This window comes from Aureimonas ureilytica DSM 18598 = NBRC 106430, assembly GCF_000382705.1.
In the GTDB taxonomy this organism is placed as follows: domain Bacteria; phylum Pseudomonadota; class Alphaproteobacteria; order Rhizobiales; family Rhizobiaceae; genus Aureimonas; species Aureimonas ureilytica.
Map to the genome: position 1 here is coordinate 174,802 of NZ_ARQE01000004.1, position 19,509 is coordinate 194,310.

General features: G+C 71.0%; 24 protein-coding genes. All 24 read right to left on the bottom strand.

Annotated features, from left to right (window positions below; genetic code table 11):
• Nucleotides 1-4: 4 nt before the first annotated feature.
• Nucleotides 5-1,981, bottom strand: a complete 1,977-nt coding sequence (locus B146_RS0110795; protein ID WP_019996453.1) for a heme lyase CcmF/NrfE family subunit — start codon at nucleotides 1,979-1,981, stop codon at nucleotides 5-7.
• Entirely contained in the window at nucleotides 1,978-2,490 is a 513-nt protein-coding gene (ccmE, locus tag B146_RS0110800) for a cytochrome c maturation protein CcmE (protein WP_019996454.1), read from the bottom strand. Before ccmE ends, B146_RS0110795 begins: the two co-directional genes overlap by 4 nt.
• Nucleotides 2,487-3,659: a c-type cytochrome biogenesis protein CcmI gene (ccmI, locus tag B146_RS0110805; protein WP_019996455.1), complete on the bottom strand. Its 1,173-nt coding sequence runs from the start codon at nucleotides 3,657-3,659 to the stop codon at nucleotides 2,487-2,489. Before ccmI ends, ccmE begins: the two co-directional genes overlap by 4 nt.
• 112 nt (nucleotides 3,660-3,771) lie before the next feature.
• The gene (locus B146_RS25720) at nucleotides 3,772-4,179 is read right to left on the bottom strand and encodes a hypothetical protein (RefSeq protein WP_019996456.1); all 408 of its coding nucleotides are present in this window, start codon (nucleotides 4,177-4,179) and stop codon (nucleotides 3,772-3,774) included.
• 47 nt (nucleotides 4,180-4,226) lie between these two features.
• Entirely contained in the window at nucleotides 4,227-5,630 is a 1,404-nt protein-coding gene (locus B146_RS0110815; RefSeq protein WP_019996457.1) for an ATP-binding protein, read from the bottom strand.
• 27 nt (nucleotides 5,631-5,657) lie between these two features.
• The gene (locus tag B146_RS0110820) at nucleotides 5,658-6,320 is read right to left on the bottom strand and encodes a response regulator transcription factor (protein ID WP_019996458.1); all 663 of its coding nucleotides are present in this window, start codon (nucleotides 6,318-6,320) and stop codon (nucleotides 5,658-5,660) included.
• 37 nt (nucleotides 6,321-6,357) lie between these two features.
• Nucleotides 6,358-6,687 (bottom strand): hypothetical protein, encoded by a 330-nt coding sequence (locus B146_RS0110825; protein ID WP_019996459.1) that lies wholly within the window; start codon nucleotides 6,685-6,687, stop codon nucleotides 6,358-6,360.
• 77 nt (nucleotides 6,688-6,764) lie between these two features.
• On the bottom strand, nucleotides 6,765-6,971 hold the full coding sequence (locus B146_RS0110830; RefSeq protein WP_019996460.1) for a hypothetical protein: 207 nt from the start codon (nucleotides 6,969-6,971) through the stop codon (nucleotides 6,765-6,767).
• A 38-nt stretch (nucleotides 6,972-7,009) separates the two neighbouring features.
• Nucleotides 7,010-10,888, bottom strand: coding sequence for a baseplate multidomain protein megatron (locus tag B146_RS0110835; RefSeq protein ID WP_019996461.1), 3,879 nt, complete (start codon nucleotides 10,886-10,888; stop codon nucleotides 7,010-7,012).
• Between the two features lie 3 nt (nucleotides 10,889-10,891).
• Nucleotides 10,892-11,329, bottom strand: a complete 438-nt coding sequence (locus tag B146_RS0110840; protein WP_019996462.1) for an NlpC/P60 family protein — start codon at nucleotides 11,327-11,329, stop codon at nucleotides 10,892-10,894.
• Nucleotides 11,329-12,216 carry a DUF2163 domain-containing protein gene (locus B146_RS0110845; RefSeq protein WP_019996463.1) on the bottom strand — a complete coding sequence of 296 codons (888 nt, stop codon included), beginning with the start codon at nucleotides 12,214-12,216 and terminating at the stop codon, nucleotides 11,329-11,331. Before B146_RS0110845 ends, B146_RS0110840 begins: the two co-directional genes overlap by 1 nt.
• Nucleotides 12,213-12,839, bottom strand: a complete 627-nt coding sequence (locus B146_RS0110850) for a phage distal tail protein, Rcc01695 family (protein WP_019996464.1) — start codon at nucleotides 12,837-12,839, stop codon at nucleotides 12,213-12,215. Before B146_RS0110850 ends, B146_RS0110845 begins: the two co-directional genes overlap by 4 nt.
• 1 nt (nucleotide 12,840) lies before the next feature.
• Complete coding sequence (locus B146_RS0110855; RefSeq protein ID WP_051091552.1) at nucleotides 12,841-13,407, bottom strand: phage tail tape measure protein; 567 nt, start codon at nucleotides 13,405-13,407, stop codon at nucleotides 12,841-12,843.
• Between the two features lie 22 nt (nucleotides 13,408-13,429).
• Nucleotides 13,430-13,657, bottom strand: coding sequence for a phage tail assembly chaperone (locus B146_RS0110860; RefSeq protein WP_019996466.1), 228 nt, complete (start codon nucleotides 13,655-13,657; stop codon nucleotides 13,430-13,432).
• Complete coding sequence (locus B146_RS0110865; protein ID WP_026358522.1) at nucleotides 13,654-13,992, bottom strand: gene transfer agent family protein; 339 nt, start codon at nucleotides 13,990-13,992, stop codon at nucleotides 13,654-13,656. The genes B146_RS0110860 and B146_RS0110865 overlap by 4 nt, the downstream gene beginning before the upstream one ends.
• Nucleotides 13,989-14,402, bottom strand: a complete 414-nt coding sequence (locus tag B146_RS0110870) for a phage major tail protein, TP901-1 family (RefSeq protein ID WP_019996468.1) — start codon at nucleotides 14,400-14,402, stop codon at nucleotides 13,989-13,991. Before B146_RS0110870 ends, B146_RS0110865 begins: the two co-directional genes overlap by 4 nt.
• A gap of 76 nt (nucleotides 14,403-14,478) precedes the next feature.
• Complete coding sequence (locus B146_RS0110875) at nucleotides 14,479-14,892, bottom strand: DUF3168 domain-containing protein (protein WP_019996469.1); 414 nt, start codon at nucleotides 14,890-14,892, stop codon at nucleotides 14,479-14,481.
• Between the two features lie 61 nt (nucleotides 14,893-14,953).
• Entirely contained in the window at nucleotides 14,954-15,133 is a 180-nt protein-coding gene (locus B146_RS0110880; RefSeq protein WP_019996470.1) for a hypothetical protein, read from the bottom strand.
• Nucleotides 15,130-15,462: a phage head closure protein gene (locus B146_RS0110885; protein ID WP_019996471.1), complete on the bottom strand. Its 333-nt coding sequence runs from the start codon at nucleotides 15,460-15,462 to the stop codon at nucleotides 15,130-15,132. Before B146_RS0110885 ends, B146_RS0110880 begins: the two co-directional genes overlap by 4 nt.
• A gap of 1 nt (nucleotide 15,463) precedes the next feature.
• The gene (locus B146_RS0110890) at nucleotides 15,464-16,024 is read right to left on the bottom strand and encodes a head-tail connector protein (protein WP_019996472.1); all 561 of its coding nucleotides are present in this window, start codon (nucleotides 16,022-16,024) and stop codon (nucleotides 15,464-15,466) included.
• A 75-nt stretch (nucleotides 16,025-16,099) separates the two neighbouring features.
• A complete protein-coding gene (locus tag B146_RS0110895; RefSeq protein ID WP_019996473.1) occupies nucleotides 16,100-17,350 on the bottom strand; it encodes a phage major capsid protein in 1,251 nt (416 codons plus the stop codon).
• On the bottom strand, nucleotides 17,338-17,889 hold the full coding sequence (locus B146_RS0110900) for an HK97 family phage prohead protease (protein WP_019996474.1): 552 nt from the start codon (nucleotides 17,887-17,889) through the stop codon (nucleotides 17,338-17,340). Before B146_RS0110900 ends, B146_RS0110895 begins: the two co-directional genes overlap by 13 nt.
• On the bottom strand, nucleotides 17,886-18,233 hold the full coding sequence (locus B146_RS0110905; protein ID WP_019996475.1) for a DUF6107 family protein: 348 nt from the start codon (nucleotides 18,231-18,233) through the stop codon (nucleotides 17,886-17,888). Before B146_RS0110905 ends, B146_RS0110900 begins: the two co-directional genes overlap by 4 nt.
• Before the next feature lie 18 nt (nucleotides 18,234-18,251).
• Complete coding sequence (locus B146_RS0110910; RefSeq protein WP_019996476.1) at nucleotides 18,252-19,454, bottom strand: phage portal protein; 1,203 nt, start codon at nucleotides 19,452-19,454, stop codon at nucleotides 18,252-18,254.
• Between the last annotated feature and the right edge of the window lie 55 nt (nucleotides 19,455-19,509).

A 19,509-nucleotide genomic window follows, 5' to 3' on the forward strand; every position in this document is an offset into this window, starting at 1 on the left:
CGGCTCAGGCCTCCACGGCCCGGGCGCGGCGCGAACGGGCCGGGGCGCCGACACGCAGCCGCCGATCGGCCAGCGACACGACACCGCCGAAGGCCATGGCCACGGCGCCCAGCCAGATCAGCGTGACGAGCGGCTTGTACCAGATACGCACCACGGTGGCCCCACCATTGGCCGCGGCGTCGCCGAGCGAGATGTAGATCTGGCTGAACCAGTGCGTATGGATGCCCGCTTCCGTGGTGGGCATCTGCCGGGCCGGATAAAGGCGCTTGGAGGATTCGAGCGGCGTTTCGCTCGCGCCCCGGATCAGAGTGAAGCGGCCGACCTCCTCCTGGTAGTTCGGCCCCTGGCGGGGCGCGATCCCGTCGAAGCGGATCTGCACGCCACCGGCCTCGATGCGATCGTCCGGCGCCATGGTGGTGATCGTTTCCGTCGAGAAGGCGCCGACCGAGACGATGCCGAGCAGCGTCACCCCCACGCCGAAATGGGCGATCGCCGTGCCGAAGGCCGAGCGCGGCAGGCCGCGCAACCGTCGCCATGCGAGGGCGGGGCCGGCCTTCGGCAGGCCGGCACGGGCCGCCAGATCACAAAGGCTGCCGACCAGAAGCCAGACGGCAAGGCCGAAGCCGAAGGCGGCGAGAATGCGTGTCCCCTCTGTGAGGGCGAGGACGACGACGATCGTCAGGAAGGCCGCGCCGACGGCGGCGTAGAGGCGCTGCGCGGCGGCCAGGAGATCGCCCCGTTTCCAGGCAAGAAGCGGGCCGAAGGGAACCGCGAAGAGCAGCGGCACCATGAGCGGGCCGAAGGTCGCGTTGAAGAAAGGCGCGCCGACCGAGATCTTGGTGCCGGTGACGGTTTCGAGCGCCAGGGGATAGAGCGTGCCGGTCAGCACCGTCGCCATGGCGGTGGTGAGGAACAGATTGTTGAAGACGAGCGCCCCTTCCCGCGAGATGGGCGCGAAGAGACCGCCGCTCTCCAGTTCGCTCGAGCGCCAGGCGAAGAGCGCCAGCGAACCGCCGATGAAGACGCAGAGAATGGCGAGAATGAAGACGCCGCGCTCCGGGTCCACCGCGAAGGCGTGAACCGAGGTGAGGACGCCCGAGCGCACGAGGAACGTGCCGAGGAGCGAGAGCGAGAAGGTGAGGATGGCGAGAAGCACCGTCCAGACCTTCAGCGCCGAGCGCTTTTCCATGACGAGCGCGGAGTGAAGCAGCGCCGTGCCCGACAGCCAGGGCATGAAAGAGGCGTTCTCCACCGGGTCCCAGAACCACCAGCCGCCCCAGCCGAGTTCGTAATAGGCCCAGTAGGAGCCCATCGCGATGCCGCCCGTCAGGAACACCCAGGCGATCAGCGTCCAGGGCCGCACCCAGCGCGCCCAGGCGGCATCGATGCGCCCGTCGATCAGCGCCGCGACGGCGAAGGAGAAGGCGATCGAGAAGCCGACATAGCCGAGATACAGAAGCGGCGGATGGATCGCGAGGCCGATGTCCTGAAGGATCGGATTGAGATCCTGCCCTTCCAGGGGCGCCGGCACGACGCGCGTGAACGGGTTGGAGGTAAGGAGGATGAACAGGAGGAAGGCGACCAGAATCCAGGCCTGGACGGACAGGACATTGGCCTTGAGGCTCGCCGGCAGGTCCATGCCGAACGAGGCCACCAGCGCCCCGAACAGGGCGAGGATCAGGACCCAGAGCAGCATCGAGCCTTCGTGGTTCCCCCAGACGCCGGTGACCTTGTAGAGCATGGGCTTCAGCGAATGGCTGTTCTCCACGACGTTCGCGACGGAGAAATCCGACGTCACATAGGCCGCCGTCAGCGCGCCGAAGGCGAAGGCGAGAAGCGCGAAGCAGCCGAGCGACGTGATCGTGCCGGTTTCCATCAGCCTCGTGTCGCCCAGCCGGCTGCCGAGAACCGGCAGAACGGATTGAACGAGGGCAAGGCCCAGCGCCAGGACCAGCGCGAAATGGCCGAGTTCGACGATCACAGGCCCGCTCCCCCTGCCGCCGAAGCGGGCGTCGAAGCGCCGGGTTCGGGCATGGCGGCCTCGCGCGCCACCACCGTTCCGTCCTTCCAGAGACCGCGCGCCTTCATGTCGTCCACGACTTCCTTGGGCATGTAGGTCTCGTCGTGCTTGGCCAGAACGGTGTCCGCGACGAAGACGCGATCGGGCCCGATCGTGCCTTCGGCGACGACGCCCTGCCCTTCGCGGAAGAGATCGGGCAGAAGTCCGGCATAGCGCACGGCGACGCTTTCCACCGTGTCCGTCACGCGGAACCGCACCGCCTGCCCCGTGCCCCGCTCCACCGAGCCGCTTTCCACAAGGCCGCCCAGGCGGATGCGCTGGCCTTCGACAGGCGGATGGGACGCCAGATCGGTCGGCGAATTGAAGAAGGCGACGCTATCAGACAGGGCCGTCAGCACGAGCGCGAAGGCCGCGCCGACGACGAAGAGAATGGCGAAGATAGAGGAAAGGCGCTTCTGCTTGCGGGTCATGGCGTCGCGGCGTCCCCTCTCAGGCTGAGGCCGAGCGACTGCGCAAAGGCCAGGATGTTCTTACCCTCGGCCGTCTCGGGTGAGAAGGTGCCGAGCGCCTGGCGTCCTGCCGCAGCCGCCTCGTCGCGGCGGCCAAGAACGACATAGGATCGCATCAGGCGCCGCCATCCCTCCGCGTCCTCGGGCGCGGCCTGCAGCTTGCCCGCGAGCTGCGACACCATGCCTTCGATCATCGCGCGGCGATTGTCTGCGCTGAGCGCCTCGGCCGCCGCCACATCAGTGGTGCTCGGCCCCGGTGCCTCGAGCGTGAGGGAAGCGATGGCGGGCGCGGGCGCGCCGCCGAGTTGCGCCTGCGCATCGGCGAGCGCGGAGCGCGCCAGCCCCAGCCAGGGCGCATCGGGCGGCGAGGAGGCGACGAGCGCGCTCCAGGCGTCGCGGGCCTCCGCATAGCGCCCCGCCTGCGACAGATCGAGCGCCAGATAGAAGCGCGCGGCATAGGAGTTCGCGTCGAGCGCGAGGGCGGATCGAAACGCCTGCCGCGCCTCGTCCGTGATCTGTCCATGCGCCTGCTGCACCAGGGCCTCGCCGAGGCCGACCCGCATGTCGGCCGTCGGCGGCGTCAGGCGAAGCGCGTTGCGATAGGCGGTGACGGCCTTGTCGGGCTCGCCCATGCGCAAATAGACGGGCGCGACGACGCTCCAGCCGGTGCCATCGTCCGGCTTTTCCGCCAAACGACGCTCGACCGCCGCGAGCATGTTGCCGATCTCCCCGGTGGGTGCCGGTTCGCTTTCGCGGCTCGCCAAGGGCATGTCGCCGAGTTCGGGCGACCCGGCGCGGTCATAGAAGAGAAAGGTCGCGGCCGGCAGGAGAAGCGCCACGAAGAGACCGGCCACGATCGCGGCGCGCCCCTGCCCGTTCAACGTGGCCGCTTGCGAGGCGCTTTCCGCCCTCAGGAGGCGGCGCGCGATCTCGGCGCGGGCGGTCGCCGCGTCCGGCTCGCCGATGGCGCCGCGCGCGCGGTCGGTCTCGAGCTCGGCGAGCTGTGCGCGATAGACCTCGGCGTCATGGCGCGAGCGCGGCTCGACGGAGGCGGGTTTGCCGCGCAGAAGTGGGCGGACGGTCGCGATCGTCGCGACGAGCGTCATGAGGGCGGCGGCAAGCCAGAACAAACGTCATCATCCCGTGAGCGGTCGCCGCGAAAACCGGCGGCCGGCAAAGCGAGAGAAGGTCTATCAAGGGCAAGCGCGCCTGCCTATTCACATCCTTAGAAAGAATGTCGCGTCAGCCGACCGGCGTCCAGGTGTCGGCGCCTGTCCGGCAGGCGGTGCCCACCTGCCGCGTCGTCGCGTTGCCGCGCGTGACGACATGCGTGTAGCCCCGGCAATCCTGCGAGCCGATGCGATAAAGCTGCGTCGGCGTCACCTCGCCGCGATAGGCGCCGGCCGACCAGGGAACGGCCTGGCCCACCGAGCCGAACTGCAGCGCCTGATACTGGGCGAGAAGCGCGCCCTGCTCGGCGCGCCCCGACAGCGCGACATCGCCGCTTTTGGGCAGGCTGGGCCGCAGCGCGAGCGCGCTCGCCGGCAGGGCCGGCGCGGGAGCAGCAGTCAGCGACGCGCCGGACGATAGACATCCACCGAGCGCGAGCATGGAGACGAGGGCTGCAAAGGTCTGAAACGCACGACGCATGGGCCAGCCTGATACCGACCGGGGCGAGCCCCGATTTCACCAACAGTTCAGGAAATCGGCGCATCCGGGGAGCGAGGCAAGATCAGTTCGGCTTTCAGTCCCCCGAATTCGGAGCGCTCCAGCCGAAAATCGCCCCGGTATTGCAAAACGGTCTCAGCGACGATGGACAGACCGAGCCCGCTGCCGGGCACCGTTTCGTCGAACCGCTTGCCGCGCTTCGTCGCCTCGGCCATCTCCTGAGGCTGGAGGCCCGGCCCGTCGTCGGAGACCGCGACCGAGAACCGCGAGCCGTCCGGCACCACCAGCGAGAGCACGATCCGGCTGCGCCCGTATTTCGCGGCGTTCTCCAGAAGATTGCCGAGCATCTCCTCCAGATCCTGCTGCTCGCCGGCGAACACGGCCCGCTCCGCGCCAGGCGCGATCTGCGTGTCCACGCGAAAACCCGGATTGAGCTTGGAGACGACCCGCACCAACCGCTCCACCACGGGCTTGACCGGCGTGCGGGCGATCACGCTCTCGCCGCCCGCCGCGATCCGAGCGCGGTCGAGATAGTGCTGCACATGAGTGCGCATCCGCTCGCCCTGGTCGCGGAGAACGCGGCCCTTCTCTCCGCCGATCGCGCCGGCTTCGTTCAGGATCACGGCGACCGGCGTCTTCAGCGCATGGGCGAGATTGCCGACCTGCGTCCGCGCGCGCTCCACGATGCGCCGATTGCTGTCGATCAGCGCGTTCATCTCGCTCGCCAGCGGCTGGATTTCGGACGGGAAGCGCCCTTCCAGCCGCTCCTTCTCGCCCGTCCGCACGGCGGCGAGCGAGCGCTGGACGACGGAAAGCGGGCGCAGCCCATAGAGGATCGCGAGCGCGTTGATCACCGTCGAGCCCAAGCCGAACAGGCCGAGATAGAGCGTCAGCGACCGGTTGAACGCGGCGATGTCGGCATCCAGCGTGCTGGCATTGCCCATGACGCGGAACCGCGCGGCATGGTTGTCGCTGTCGAGCACGACCTCCGCTTCCTCGACATAGAGCGTTTCGCCGTCGAGCCCTGGCACGCGGTAGTCGCGCCGATACTGCATGTCGAACGGCGCTTGCGCTTCCGGCACGTCGGCGATGCGCGCGCGCCCGAGCGAGAAGGAGGACAAGCGGCCCGTCGTGTTGGCGCTCGCGGGCAGCACCTCCCAGTACCAGCCCGACAAGGGCTGCGAATAGGCGAGATCGCCGAGATCGGGCACGCCGCGCAGGATGCCGTCCTTGTCGACGGTCACGGCGTTGATGAGGTTGAAGAGCTGCGCCCGCACCACGGCTTCGAAGCCGGATTGGGCGGTGCGCTCGTAGAGCGAGGAGATGAGGCCCCCCACCACGAGAAAGGCCGCGATCGCCCAGAGGCTCGACATGCCGACGACGCGCGCGGCGAGACTCCCGAAGAGGCGCTGCGTCCGCGACGCACCGCTCAAGGACGCGCGCTCCGGCCCGGCAAGGCGTCACGCATCCCGGTTCATCCGGTAGCCGAGCCCGCGAACCGTCTCGATCAGGTCGAGGCCGATCTTGCGGCGAAGACGCCCGACAAAGACCTCGATCGTATTGGAATCGCGGTCGAAATCCTGGTCGTACATGTGCTCGGTGAGTTCGCTGCGCGAAACGATCTCGCCCTGATGGTGCATGAGATAGGCCAGCAGTCGATACTCGTGCGAGGTCAGTTTCAGCGGCGTTCCGTCCACCGTCGCGCGCGAGGATTTGGTGTCCAGGCGCAAGGGGCCGCAGTGGATTTCGGACGAGGCATGGCCCGCCGCGCGGCGGATCAGGGCGCGAAGGCGCGCCAGCACCTCCTCCATGTGGAAGGGCTTGGCGACATAATCGTCGGCGCCCGCGTCGATGCCCGCCACCTTGTCGCTCCAGCGGTCGCGCGCCGTCAGCAGAAGAACCGGCATGGTGCGCCCGTCGCGCCGCCAGCGCTCCAGAACGCTGATGCCGTCCATCTTCGGCAGGCCGACATCCAGGATCACCGCGTCGTAAGGCTCGGTGTCGCCGAGGAAATGGCCGTCCTCGCCATCCGCGGCGCTGTCCACCACGTAGCCGGCCGCGCGAAGGGCCTCGCCGAGCTGACGGCTGAGTTGGGCGTCGTCCTCGACGATCAGGATGCGCATCTTGTCTCCGGTCGGCGGTTTCGATTCGCGAAGGGGCTTACTGGGGAATCGTGATCGTCTGACGGCGGGGCCGGCTGCCGTCCCGCGCCGGCACGAGGACGGTGACGACGCAGACCGTGCGCCCGCCCTGTTCGGCCATCTGGACGGACAGGACCTGTCCGCCCGTCTGCGCGGCGGCTTCGGCGGCGGCGGCCGAGCAGCCGCCCTGCGCGACGAGGCGCGGCGTCTCGGCCGGCTCCGGCGCGCTGTTTGCGAGCGCCGACACCGTGCCCACGCCCGGCGCGGACCAGCTGGCCAAGGCCGGCGCGGCGGCCGTCCACAGCCAGAAGCCGGCAAGAAGAGGGAAAGCGAGGGTGCGGCGGTTCATCGGACGTCCCGTTTTCTGTCCCCCTTCTTCTAGGCCTCGGCCGCTGAATGTCGAATGAATGGGCGGCAAATGTCGCCTCAGCGAATCTCCGCCTCGGCCTGAAAGCGCCCGAGAATGGCGACCACGGCGCCGACCGCCGAAGCGCCCGCCGCCAGCGCGCCGGCCAGCTGATCCTGCGCGCCGCCGTCCAGCTGATAGCCGAACAAGGCGGCGAGACTGGCGCCGAGCGCCACCAGCGCGCCCCAAACGGTCTTCGACTTCCACCATTCCTTGGTCTGATCCATGGGTCTCTCCTTTGTGAAGCGAGCGAGGGGGAAAAGCGTCAGGCGGGCAGCGTCAGGCCCAGCCGGGCGGGCGCACCCACCCCGACGCTGGCGCTCATCTGCACGACCGAAACAGTCAAACGCCGCCCGCCATCCGCCAGAAGCGGACGCCAGAGCGAGGCCTCCACATCGAGGCGCGGCGTGCTTGCAAGGAGGTCGAGCGAGGCTCCGGCCGCCGACCGGAGCGTGACGCGATAGGTCTCGTTCTCCTCCCAAAGCGGCGGGTCCGCTTCGTCCCAGCCATCCAGCACCGCGCGGCTGCGCCGCCGCCAGGTGAGATGCAGCGTGCCGTCATCGCCGACGCGGCCCGCGAGATGCGCGGGCGAAAGCGGACGCAGCGCACGGCGCCCGAGCGCCGCCGCCTGCCGATCCGCCGCGGCATCGTCGAGCCCGCGCCCGGCCGGCACGGCCAGCCATTGCCGCTCCGCGCCAAGGCCCGCGACGGTTTCGGGCACGGACAGGCAGGCCGCGTCCAGAAGCACGAAGGCCGCGCCCGCCGGATGGCCCTCACCCATCGCGTCGCCCGTGCCGCCGAGCGCGCGCACCAGCCGCCCCAGCCGGAAGCGTCCGGGCGCGACCTCCTCCGCATCGCGAAACTGCAGGACCTCCCACGCCCCGCTGGGGGCACGGACCGCCGCGCGATTGGCGCCCGCGAGCAGCGCCGCGTCGGTCACCGAGGACAGAGCGCCCCAGGCGAGATCGACCTCCAGGCGGTTGGCGCGGTCGATCACCCCTTCCCGCCCCGGCGCGAGCGGCTGGCGCAGGAAGCCGAGCGTCGCCGGCCGCGTCACCCGCCCGAAGCTCTGGAACCCTGTGCCGGTCGGCGAAGCGAGAAGGTCCAGCGGCACGAAGGGCCGCGCGGCGGCCGCCACCACGGCGCCGCCCCCGCCCCCGCCATCTAGGGTCGGCAGGTCCATCCAGAACACGACCGGCCGCGACGCCTGAACCGGCAGCGCGGGCGCGGGCGGCGCTGCCGATGCGGGCGAGGCGACCCGCGAGGCCGCCCGGCGCACCCGGCGCGCCTCCACCCGGCGCGTCGCCCCATCCTCGATCCGCTCGATCCGCCAGACGCCGGCCTCGCCCGCCACCCGGACGCAATCGCCCGGCGAAAGCGCAAGCTCGCTCGGTGAAACGGCAAAGCTTGCCGTCTCCCGCTCGCCGGTCTCGCGGTCGAGAAGCTCGGCGGCGAAGCGCCGTGCCTGCCCTTCCGCGAGGATCACCGGCAGTTCGACGCTGGTCTGCCGGGGCCGATCCGCCTCACCGAGCGCGGCGTCCGCGACGCCCGTCTGATAGGCGCGCGCCGGATCGCTGAAGCCGACCAGCACCTCCTCCACCCGGTCCACCGGCTCGCTGCGGCGAATCTCGAAACGCGGCGCCTCGTCGGCATCCGCGAGCGCGTCCAGCAGGATGGGGTCGCCGCGCCGGGCGAGCGAGCGGAAGCAGAGCCTGCCGCCTTCCGTGCGCACCTCGGTTCCCGTGAGCCGCAGGAGGTCTTCGAGTTCGGCGCGCGCCGAGCCCGGTCCCGAAACGAGGAAGCCGCCGAGATCGGCGTCGACCTCGTCGACCCGCCCGGCCTCGAAACCATGATCGGCGAGCAGCCGCGCGACCAGCGCGTCCAGCGGCGCGCGCCCGAGCCGCCCGGTCAGCCAATGCCCGCGCTCCCAGTTCGCGCCGTCGGCCCAGACATCCGCGCGGTCGGGAAAGGCCGGGGCGGGCCGCGCGTCCCAGCACCAGAGATGGATCGCCTCCGGCGGCACCATCCGCCCGCCATAGAGGGGCGAGACCGGATTGTCAGCCTCGCGAAAATGCGGCGATGCGGGGTCCCAATGCCGCAGATGCGCTTCCAGAAAGCGCCGCTGCGCCAGATCGTCCCGCTCGCCCGTCGAGAAATAGGGCCAGTGGCTTTCGGAGGATTTGGGGTCGAAGAAGACATTGGGCTGGTTGGCGCCCTTGTCGATCGCCGGGCAGCCGAGTTCGGTGAGCCAGATCGGCTTGGAGCGGGGCACCCAGTCGGTCGGCTCAGCGCGTTCCACCCCGCCGCGCCGCTCGACATGCGGGTTCTCCCACCAGCTCTTCAGATCCTTCGGCCGGAAGGTCCAGGCCTTGCCGAGCCCGTCCGTGATGGGCGCGCGCGCGCCTGTGCGCCGCGCCGCCTCATCAGGATAATACCAGTCGAAATATTCGCCCGAGGAGAGGCCGGCCCGCAGGGCGTCGCGATCATAGGGCGAGGCCATCTCCCCCGCCTCCCCCTCGTCGCGCCAGTCGGCGAGCGGCAGGTAATTGTCGATCCCGACCGCGCCGATATCGGGCGAGGCCCAGAGCGGATCGAGATGGAAGAAGACGTCGCCCGAACCGTCGGCCGGATGATAGCCGAAATACTCGCTCCAATCGGCGGCATAGGTGACGAGCGCCCCGGGCAGGAGCGCCTTCACGTCCCGCGCCAGCGCCACCAGCGCGTCCACGAAGGGGAAGCGCCCCGTCTCGTCGCGCAGAACCGTCAGCCCGCGCATTTCCGAGCCGATCACGAAGGCATCAACCCCGCCGGACAGCTTGGCGAGATGCGCGGCATGAAGGATCATGCGGCGATAGGACCATTCAGTCGCGCCAGCATAGACGACCGCTCCGTTCTCGATGCGAAAGTCGGCGAGCGTGGCGGAGCCGACGAAGCGGGCGATGTGGGCCCGTGCCTCGTCCGTCCGGTCGGCCGACCCGGCGCGTCCCGGCACTACATCCAAGGTCATGCGCCCGCGCCAGGGATAGGGCGCCTGTTCCGCGCCGCCATGGGGGTCGGGCAAGCCGTTGCCGGCGGGCACGTCCATCATCAGGAACGGGTAGAAGGTCACGCCGAGCCCGCGCGCACGCAGCGCCGCGATGGCCCGCAGGACGCCCGCGTCGGACGGCGTGCCGCCATAGGCCGGCGCCCCGTCGATCCGGCTGACGAGATGAGCCTCGTCCCGCCCGACATCGCCCGCGCGCCAGGGGATGGTCTCGTCGCGGGTTCGCACTTCGATGCCCGGCCGAACGCTCGCTCGGCCGACGCGCAGGTCGTCCGCGAACCAGCTCACCACGAGCGCCGCGCGCTCCAGACGCGGGCAGAGCGCCGTCAGTTCCTCCAGCGACGCGTCGAAATCGCTCGCGCCATGCAGCATGTTGCGGTTGAGCAGCCGGTCCTCGCCCGGCCCGACGCGCTCGCGCACCACGCTCGGGTCGAGCCCGTGTTCCGTCGCGCCGGGAATGATCGTGACCGCCCGAAGCCCCGCTTCCAGTTCGCCGACGGGCCGGATCACCTCGCAGCTGATCCGGGGAATGCGGTTGCCCCAGCGCTCCAGCGGCAAATGCTCGAACACGAGATAGGCGAGCCCGCGATAGGCCGGCGCGTTGCCCCGCCCCTGCCGCGCCTCGATCAGCGGGTCGGGCTCTTGGCTCTCGCCGCCCTTGTGCAACCGAACGGTGACGAGCGACAGGTCAAGCTCCTCGCCATCGGCCCAGATGCGGCGAACATGGGCGATCGGCCCCTCGCACAAGCCGATCGCGACATGGCCGAAATAGCTGTAGCTCGTCGTCTCGCCGCCGCCGCGCGTGCCCTTGCCGCCCGAGCGCTCCGTGGTCGCGACTTCCTCGAAGCGCGTCGTCCAGATCACCTGACCGGCGATCCGCGCCGTGCCGTAAAGGCGCGCGACGCCGCCCCCCTCGTCCGCTTCCATGATGCGGCGGCCGGCGAGACGCGGCCCTTCGCGCTTCGCCTTGCCCCCGAACAGGGTGTTGTCGACGAGCGAGCCGCCGAGCGCGCCGAGCGCCCGCCCCGCCATCATGCCGAACGGGCCGCCGACGAGCCCGCCGAGCGCCCCGCCCGCCGCCTGAAGAAGGATCGTCGCCATGGGTCAGCTCCGGTCGATGAATTGAAAACAGCCGGCGATGCGCCGCGCCCAGCCGGGCGTCAGCAGCGAGGAGACGACCGCCGCGCCCTCATAGGCGTGGATCAGCCGCAGCCTTTCGCCTTCGGCCTCGTCGAGAAGGCCGCAATGCTTGGCCGGCCGCCCCTCGCGCCAGCGAAACAGGACGAGATCGCCCGGCCGCGCGTCTCCTCGCTCGACTTCGCGAAACAGGCGCCGCGCGGCCTCCAGCATCGGATCGCCCTCGCCCGTCTCGGCCCAGTCGGCGCTGTAGGGGCCGGGGTGCTCGGGCTCCGTGCCATAGACCTCCCGCCAGACGCCGCGAACGAGGCCGAGGCAGTCGCAGCCGACGCCCGCCCGGCTTCCCTGGTGGCGATAGGGCGTGCCGAGAAAGCCGCGCGCCGCCCGAAGCACACGCCCGCGCATCAGGGCACCACCGGCGAGCCGTCGTGCCGCCCGTCGCTCTTGGCGACCCCGAGCGCCGCGTCGGCACCCGGCAGATGCGGAAAGCCGCGAAAGTTCACGCCGTTGCCGAACCGGTCCCGGCAGGTCGAAAAGGCGCGGTCGCAGCCCGCCACGAGCGCGACCCGCTCGCCCACGGTCGGCAGGCGCGCGGGCGGCCGATGCGGAAAGAGCCTGACCGCACCCGGCGCCGCTCCCTCGACGAGGCCCCGCAGCGGCACCGGCTCCGCGCCCTCGCCGAGCATCAACCGCCCTTGCGCGAACAAGCCTTCCTCGTCCCGCGAGAAGGCCAGCACCGGGCGCACGGTGATCTCGTCGTCCGCCGCGTCGAGGACCTCCGCAGACCGCGTCCAGCGCGCCAGATCGACCTTGCATCTGGCATCGCCGAGGACGGCGTCGCAGCGGCGGCGGTAGGTGCGCCCGCGCGGCCGGTCGAGCCGGGCGGCGAGCCCGCGCAGCTCGGCGCGAAAGCTGCCCGCCCCCCGCGTCACCTCGCCGAGATCGGCGACCTCCATCAGGACGTGGTGGCCCGGCTCGCGCCAATCGACGCGAAAGCTCTCGATGCTGGCGCCGTCGAACAGGCCGCGCTCCACGTCGCTCTCGCGGATCGCCTCGTCGCTGAAGCCGCCATCCACCGCCTCGGTGCCGGCGCCGAGCCCCCGCGCCGCCTCGCCCTCGCCGGCGGTCCAGCCGGTGCGGGCGCGAAACAGCGTCCCGGCAAAGCGCAGGTCCTCGTCATGGTCGGTGAAGCCGAAGACCACGCCGTCGCGCCGCGTCAGCCGCCAGGCGCTCGCCAGCGTCGTCGCCGGCTGGTTCAGTCTCTCCCGAAACGCGGCGGACAGGGTCTTCATGGCCGGATCTCCACGAGCGGAATGGTCGGGATGTCGCCGGCTTCGAAGGCGGCGACGTTGAGCGCGAGATGGTCGATGTCGAAGCGCACCGGCACGTCGAACTCGAAGCCGGCGGTGATCCGGCTGCCCGGCGGCGGCGGGCTGGCGAAGGTGACGAGACCGCTTGTCGCCTCGACGCTGGCATTCGCCGCCACACCGTCCACGGCAAGGCGCACCGTGCCGGAGACCGGCTTGCGGATCGGCCTGACATAGGCGTCCTCGCCCGCGCCGTAGCGCTTCGCGAGCTGGAAGCTCCGCGTCTCGCCGTCGCCCGTGCCGAGCAACTGATCGAGCGCCGTCGCCGCCTGTCCCCAGCGCGCCGAGGCGGCGTCGAACGGGTCGCGGAAGCGGAAGCCGACGAGCCGCCCGCGCCGCGCCTCGAAGAAGTCGAGGACGCGGATCAGGTCGGCGAGGCTCTTGACGCCCGAGCCGGCATCGTAGCGCCGCCAGGAATGGCGCGTGCGCTGGTTGCGGTTCTCGTAGCCGGTGGACAGGCGCACGATGTCGGTGCGCCGCTCCGGCCCGCCCGACGTGCCGAAGGCGACCGAAAGCGGAAACCGCTCCTCGCTGAAGGAGGCCACCATCTCAGAGCCCCCTTTGGCCGCGCAGCGCGGCGCGCGCGAGCATGGCCTGGATCTGCGTTTCGGCGCGGCGGAAGCTCGGCGCGTCCGGCGTCGAGACGTTGAAGGTGACGTTCGCGCCGCCGCGCCGCCCGCCCTCCACGGCGACGCCGAGCGAGCCGTCCGCCCCGCGCTTCAGGGGCATGATCGCCTCCGCCCCCGCCTCGCCCATCAGGCCGACCTGACCGCCCGCAGGAAAGAAGCTCGGCGCGCGCACGACGCCCCCCTTGGCGAAGGGAACGACGCTCGGCCCCGGTTGGGCACTTGCCCCCGGCGCGCCGCCGCCAAGGCCTGACAGGAGCGAGCCGACCGCCCCGCCCGCGAGTTGGGAGAGCGGCTTCAAGGCCGCGTCGAGCGCGATCGCCGACAAGCGGCTGCCGAGGCCGCGCAAGACGGTGTCGAGCGAGCGCCCGCCGCCGACCGCGCCTTTCAGCGCCGCGCTCATCGCCGCGCCGAACCGGTCGGCGCGCGAGGACAGGTCGGAAAGGGCACGCTCGAAGCCGCTGGTATCGGCCTCCACGGCAATGCGCATCGTGTCCACGGACGGGTCCATGTCACCTCCGGTCGGGATAGAGTTGCAGAAGGGCGTCGAGCCGCTCGCGGGTCGGCGCGGCCGAGCGCCGGCCCAAGGGGCGAGCCAGCGCCGCCAGCTCGCGCGGGCTCAAGGCCCAGAAGTCGCGGGGGGACAGGCGAAACGTGCCGAAGCAGAGCGCCATCGCCTCGTCCCAGGGAAAGGCCGCCGCGCCGCCCGGCTCGCTCGGGTCCGGCGCGGCGGCGCTCAAGGGCGGGCGGTGGCGGCCTCCTCCACGCCGAAGGCCGCTTCCAGAAGCGCGGTCGCGAGCGCCGCCGCGCCTGCCGCGCCCCGCTCGAAGCGCATGGCGGCGACCTCCTCGTCGCTCACCGCCTCGCCGGCGCCGCGCAGGCCCGCGCCGATGACGCGCACGAGATCGCGCGCAGCGAGGCGTCCCGAGCCGAAGCGCGCGGCGAGCGCCGAGATGTCGTCGAGCGCGAAAGCCTCCTCCAGTTCGGCCAGCGCGCCGAGCGTCAGGCACAGGCGCCGCTCGCGCCCGTCGATGGTGGCGGCCACCTCGCCGCGTCGTCGGTTCGCCGCCATCAGATCGCCTCGAAGCTGAGCGCGCCGGCCGATTCCAGCGTCAGCTCGAAGGCGATCTCGCCATTGTGCTCGCCGGAATATTCGAGCGCCGTCACCTGGAACGGGCCGCTCACGCGTCCGAAATCCGGGATCACCGCCTGAAACGGCGCGATGCGCCCTTCGAAGAACAGCTGGCGCACCGCCATGTCGGAAGCCGCGTCCTTGAAGATGCCCGCGCCCGACAGGGCGGCGCGCTGCACGCCGGCCCCGCCCAGAAGCTCGCGCCAGCGTCCGGCGCTGTCGCTGTCGGTCACGTCCACCGTCTCGGCATTGAACGAGATGCGGCGCGAGCGAAGCCCCGCCACGGTCTGGAATGTCCCATCATTCTCCGCGTCGAGCTTGAGGAGAAAGTCCTTGCCCTTTTGCGCGCCCATGCCCGCCTCCGTGTCGTGAAACGAAAAAGGGCGGCCCGAGGGCCGCCCTTGTGATCCGTGGAAGTATGAGGTCGTCCTACGACGCCAGCGGCTCCGTCACCGCGCGAAAGCGCAGGATGCCGTGATAGGCGGGCGAGTCCGGCGCCTGCCGCGCCTCGGCGAACTGAAGCCGCAGGTTCACCAGCCGATGGGTTTCCAGCGGCAAGGTCGCGTCGTTCAGCCGCTCGGCGATCTTGTCCATGATCTCGTAGGTTTCCTGCTTCGAGCCGCCCTTGGCCCAGACATGCAGGGTGAGAATATGCTCCGCGCCGTCTTCCGTGCCGGTGGACCAGTCGATGACCGCCGTGCGGCCGAGCGTCAGATAGGGAAAGCTCGCGCGCTCGGGCACATGGTCGAAGATCTTCGGCCCGCCCAGGAGCTTGGTCAGGCCCGCGTCGGCCGTCAGCGCGCCAACGATCGTCGTCTGCAATTCCGCTGAAGGATGCGACATGCTGCGAAACCTTTCGATGCCTGCGTTCACGTCGGATACATTCGATAATATGCCGTGACCGCTAACCGCGCCATTGCGGATTCATTAAAATTGAGTGAGGTTCGCCCGCCGATGGCCGCGCATCGCGGGACACGGCCGCCTCCCGCTCGTCCATCTGCCGTTCCACCTCGCGCCGGACCCGCTCGCGCAGCGCGCGGCGCAGCGCCTCGACCGGCAGGCGGAAGGCCCCAAGCGCGATCACGTCTCCTCCTCGCACCGGCAGACGAGCCAGCGCCCCGTCTCGTCCGGGTCGTGAAGGCTGCGGATCAGAAGTCGCCGCGCCCCCAGCCGAAACGCCATGCCGCGCGACAGGCCGTCGCGCGCCCGCAAGGTGACGCGATGCGTCAGCACGCCGATGCGCTGGCCGAGTTCCTCCTCCACCTTGCCGGTCAGCGGCTCGACGCGCACCGAGGTTTCGCCGACCTCCAGCCAGCGCTCCCGCGCGCCGCCCATCGCGTCCGGCAGGGGCTCGTTGCGCTCGATCAGCGCCCGCTTGGTCAGGAGGCCGGGGTCCAGAAACACGGGCACCATGTCAGAGCCTCGGCGTGCGAAACGGCGCGATCAGCGCGCGGGCGAGCGGTGGCATGAAGGCCGGCTGCAGCGCGAGGGAAACCGCGCCGCGTGTCTCGAAGGCCGCGCCCGCCAGCCTGACGATCGCGAGCTTCAGCGCTTCGGGCACGTCGTCCGGCGCCTCTCCTGCCCGCAATTCCAGCTCGACGCCGTTCGACGCTCGGGCGGCGAGCCCCGCCGGCAGATGCAGCCACGCGCCGAAGGGCTGGGGATCGAGCCGGAAGCTCGCGGGCTCCAGCGGCACCGCCGCGCCCACCTCGTCATAGCCGATCGCCTCGGCGACATCCCGCAAGGGCCGACGATGCAGCGCCAACCGGTCCCGCGCGGGGTCCGCCTCGAAGGACAGGCGCAGGCGGCGCTCGGTCAGGACGAGGCCGGTCTGCGCTTCCACCGCCTCGCGCGCGGCACTGATGCAGCGCGCGACGATCGCGTCCTCGTCGTCCCGCTCCAGCCGCAGAAAGCGCTTCACCTCGCCGAGCGACACCGGCTCCTCGCCGCTCTTGTCCCATTCGATCCAGATCATGTCCGCTCGCCTTCCCCTCGAAACAAAGAAGGCCGGGCGTCGCCGCCCGGCCCGGTTGCTCCTCGCGCGTTTCGATCAGGCGGCGAACCTGAGGTATTTCGCGGCGTCGAAATCCTGGATGCCGCCGCCGACGCGCTTCGTCGTGTAGAAGAGGACGTAGGGCTTGGCGGAATACGGATCGCGCAAGACCCGCACGCCCTGCCGGTCCACCACGAGGTAGAAGCGCGAGAAGTCGCCGAAGGCGATGGCGCTCGCGCCGTTCGCGATGTCCGGCATGGCTTCCGCCTCCACCACCGCGAAGCCCATGAGGCTCGCCTTGGCGCCGGCCGCCGCCGGCGGCTGCCAGAGATAGTTGCCCTCCGCGTCCTTCAGCTTGCGCACCGCGCTCTGCGTGCGCCGGTTCATCACGAAGGCGGCGTTCTGCCGGTAGCCGGCCTTCAGCGCATAGACGAGGTCGATCAGCGCGTCGGACCCGCCCGAGGCCGCGAAGCCGCCGTTCACGCCGGTCGAGACCGTGCCGACCTTGCCCCAGGCCCATTGCGCCTCGGGCACCGTGTCATAGGCCATGAAGCCCTTGGGCTTGGCGACGCCGTCGCCCGTCACGAAGGCGACGCCTTCCTGCGCGGCGAAGGCCTGTTCCACCTCCTCGCCGATCCAGGCGTCGATATCCACGGCCGCGTCGTCGAGCAGCGAATTGGTCGCCGCCGGCATGGCGTAGAGTTCCATGGTCGGGAACACGAGCTCGCCGAGCTGCGGCTGCGCCGTCTGGGGCCGCGCGTCGGTTTCGCCGACCCAGCCCGTCTGCGCACCGCTGAGCGCGAAGGGCTTCTTCAGAACGGCGGAGGACACGGTGCGCAGCCCGCTGATGGCGCGGATCGGCGAGACATTGGCGAGGCGTCGGCCGATCTCGGCCTCGGTTTCGGGCGGCACGAGGAAGCCGCCGTCCGCCCCGACCAGCCCCGACATCGCCTTTTCCTCGAGCCGGCGCATCCGCCCCTCGTCGCCGGCCCGCACATAGGCCTCGAAGGCCGAGCGGTGCTCGCTCGGCAGGTTCGGCGCGCCCTCGCCGCCGCCGACCGGCGGGCGCAGATTGCGCAGGACGAGGCGTTCCATGCGCTTTTCGTGCTCGTCCATCGCCTTGGACAGGCGGTCGACCTTCTCGTCCGTCACCGGATCGGCGCTCATGCGCCGCTCGATCTGGTCGAGGCGCTCGTCGTTCGCCTCGCGAAAGGCCTCGAAGGCGCGCATCAGCTCGTCCAGCGCGTCCGGCCCTTCCGCGCCGGCACCGGCCTTGGTCTCGATCGCGCCGCTCGTCATCGTCTGCATGGGATCTCCTTCGGGGAGTTGGAACAGGTGGCCTCCGCGATCCGCCGGGCGGCGCTCGCGAAACGGGACAAGAGATCGCCGCGCGCTTCGCGCACCCGCGCCGCTTCCTGCATGGGGAAGGTCACGATGGAGATCTCCAGAAGGTCGATATCGAGAAGCAGCCGCCGGGCTGCGCCGCGCAGCGGCCGGCTGGCCCGCGTGCGAAAGCCGATGGAGAGGCCGTCCAGCGCCTGCGCGCGCAGGAGCGCGAAGGCCTCGCGCCCTTGCGCCGTGTCGAGCGCGAGCCGCCCCTCGGCCAGAAGCCCGCGCTCGTCCTCGACGAGGCGCGTCCACACGCCGATCGGCCGCGAGGGGTCGTGCTGCCAGAGCATCCGCACGCCCGCCGCGCCGCGCTCGCGCAAGGCCCGTGCGAAGGCGCCTGGCCGGATGCGGTCGCCCGAGAGATCGGTGCGGTCGAAAAGGCTCGCATAGCCCGACACGAAGCCCGCCGGCGGCTCGCGCGCGCCGGGGGCGCGACCGACTGCGGGAACGCTCCTCATGCGCCGCCTCCGCGCCGCCCGGCCGCCAGCGCCAGCCCGTCGGCGAAGCGCTGGAGCACGCCGAGCGCCCACCAGGCGCAGAGGCTGGCGCTGGCCGAGCCGATCAGTGCCAGCTCCGCCGCGCCGATCCGCTCCGTGAAGCCGAGCTGGTCGCCGAGCGCCAGGCCGGACGGCCCGCCGAAGACGAGGCCCGTCACAGCTCCGGCCAGAAAGCGCACCGCCGCCTCGCGCCGGCCGGCCGGCAGGAGATAGGCGATCGAGATCACCGATCCGCCGACCGCGCCGGCGAGTTTCGCGCCCCAGAGCGCGAGCGGCGAAACGACCTCGCCCGTGATCGTGTCCATGGCAGAACTCCCCTTGTGTCAGGTTCCGCGCCGGCGCGGCCCGTAGCCGACCGCCTCGCGCTTTTCGTCCTCGTCGAGGAAGCTCGCGGCCCCGAGCCGCGCCCAGAGTGCCTCGCGCTCGGCCGAGAGCCCCTCGATCCGGTCGGCGTCGAAGCCGAGCCGCAAGCGCCGGCCGGGTTCGAACCCCTCGGCCAGCCAGTCGCCGAGCGCGCCGAGAAGCCGCGCCAGAAGCGGCAGGACGGTGAGCCGGTAGAGCGCCCGGTTCGCCTCGGCGAGGTTGGCGTAGGTGGCGTCGCCGGGAATGCCGAGCAGCATGGGCGGCACGCCGAAGGCGGTGGCGATGTCGCGCGCCGCTCCGTTGCGCGCCTCGATGAAATCCATGTCGCGCGGGCTCAGCGCCATGGACTTCCAGTCCAACCCGCCCTCCAGGAGCATCGGACGCCCGGCCCGCGCCGCGCCCGCATAGCCGCTTTCGAGTTCCGCCTTCAGCCGGTCGAACTGGTCGGCCGAGAGATTGCCGCCGTCGCCGGCCTGATAGACGAGGGCGCCGGAAGGCCGGGCCGAGTTGTCGAGAAGCGCCTTGTTCCAGCGCGTCGCCGCATTGTGCAGGTCGAGCGCGGTCTGCGCGGCTTGAAGCGGCGCGAACCCCTCGCCCTCGCCGAGCGGATGAAACAAGCGGATCGCCAGAACCGGCGCCATGCCCTCGTCGGCTTCGAGAGGCAGTCGTCGCACCGCCGAGCCCGCGCGATATTCCACCGCCTGCGGCCAGCCGTCGGCGGCGCAGATCACCCGAACCCGGTCCGGCCGCAGCGCGTGAAGCTGGCGCGGCTGGCCGCCGAGCGACACCGCTTCCACATGGGCCGTGCCCGAAAGGAGAAGATAGCCGCAAAGCCCTTCCAGAAAGCCCGGCCCGTCCTGTGCCGGGTTCGGCCGGCGCAGAAGGTCGAGGATCGGATGCGTCTCGACCTCCCGATTGCCTTCGTAGAGAAGCGGCGGCACGGCGCTCGCGGTTTCGGCGATCAGCCGCACGCAGCGGTAGACGACCGGGTTCTGCTGGAAGCCGGCCCGCGACAGCGCTGGGTAGGAGCGCTCGCTCCAGAAGGCCGCGTCCGGCGAGCCGCCCCCGAAGACGAGCGATCCGCCCGTGGATTTGCGTTCGGGCACGCGCGCGCCCTCGCCGCCGAGGCGCGCGAGCGCCCGCAGCCGTGAAGCCAGTCCCATGGATGTCTCCGATCGTGTGAAGGTGAAAACCCGCTTGGCCGCGCGCGGGTCGGCG

What these genes read in the sequence shown, in the direction of transcription:
- B146_RS0110905 (WP_019996475.1), bottom strand. Translation starts at nt 18,233, where the DNA reads ATGGACACGATCACGGGCGAGGTCGTTTCGCCGCTCGCGCTCTGGGGC.
- B146_RS0110820 (WP_019996458.1), bottom strand. Translation starts at nt 6,320, where the DNA reads ATGCGCATCCTGATCGTCGAGGACGACGCCCAACTCAGCCGTCAGCTC.
- B146_RS0110840 (WP_019996462.1), bottom strand. Translation starts at nt 11,329, where the DNA reads ATGCGCGGGCGTGTGCTTCGGGCGGCGCGCGGCTTTCTCGGCACGCCC.
- B146_RS0110855 (WP_051091552.1), bottom strand. Translation starts at nt 13,407, where the DNA reads ATGCGCATTGCCGTGGAGGCCGATACCAGCGGCTTCGAGCGTGCCCTT.
- B146_RS0110910 (WP_019996476.1), bottom strand. Translation starts at nt 19,454, where the DNA reads ATGGGACTGGCTTCACGGCTGCGGGCGCTCGCGCGCCTCGGCGGCGAG.
- B146_RS0110885 (WP_019996471.1), bottom strand. Translation starts at nt 15,462, where the DNA reads ATGGTGCCCGTGTTTCTGGACCCCGGCCTCCTGACCAAGCGGGCGCTG.
- B146_RS0110850 (WP_019996464.1), bottom strand. Translation starts at nt 12,839, where the DNA reads ATGGTGGCCTCCTTCAGCGAGGAGCGGTTTCCGCTTTCGGTCGCCTTC.
- B146_RS0110845 (WP_019996463.1), bottom strand. Translation starts at nt 12,216, where the DNA reads ATGAAGACCCTGTCCGCCGCGTTTCGGGAGAGACTGAACCAGCCGGCG.
- B146_RS0110825 (WP_019996459.1), bottom strand. Translation starts at nt 6,687, where the DNA reads ATGAACCGCCGCACCCTCGCTTTCCCTCTTCTTGCCGGCTTCTGGCTG.
- B146_RS0110900 (WP_019996474.1), bottom strand. Translation starts at nt 17,889, where the DNA reads ATGAGGAGCGTTCCCGCAGTCGGTCGCGCCCCCGGCGCGCGCGAGCCG.
- B146_RS0110835 (WP_019996461.1), bottom strand. Translation starts at nt 10,888, where the DNA reads ATGGCGACGATCCTTCTTCAGGCGGCGGGCGGGGCGCTCGGCGGGCTC.
- B146_RS0110895 (WP_019996473.1), bottom strand. Translation starts at nt 17,350, where the DNA reads ATGCAGACGATGACGAGCGGCGCGATCGAGACCAAGGCCGGTGCCGGC.
- B146_RS0110830 (WP_019996460.1), bottom strand. Translation starts at nt 6,971, where the DNA reads ATGGATCAGACCAAGGAATGGTGGAAGTCGAAGACCGTTTGGGGCGCG.
- B146_RS0110870 (WP_019996468.1), bottom strand. Translation starts at nt 14,402, where the DNA reads ATGGGCGCGCAAAAGGGCAAGGACTTTCTCCTCAAGCTCGACGCGGAG.
- B146_RS25720 (WP_019996456.1), bottom strand. Translation starts at nt 4,179, where the DNA reads ATGCGTCGTGCGTTTCAGACCTTTGCAGCCCTCGTCTCCATGCTCGCG.
- ccmE (WP_019996454.1), bottom strand. Translation starts at nt 2,490, where the DNA reads ATGACCCGCAAGCAGAAGCGCCTTTCCTCTATCTTCGCCATTCTCTTC.
- B146_RS0110890 (WP_019996472.1), bottom strand. Translation starts at nt 16,024, where the DNA reads ATGATCTGGATCGAATGGGACAAGAGCGGCGAGGAGCCGGTGTCGCTC.
- B146_RS0110875 (WP_019996469.1), bottom strand. Translation starts at nt 14,892, where the DNA reads ATGTCGCATCCTTCAGCGGAATTGCAGACGACGATCGTTGGCGCGCTG.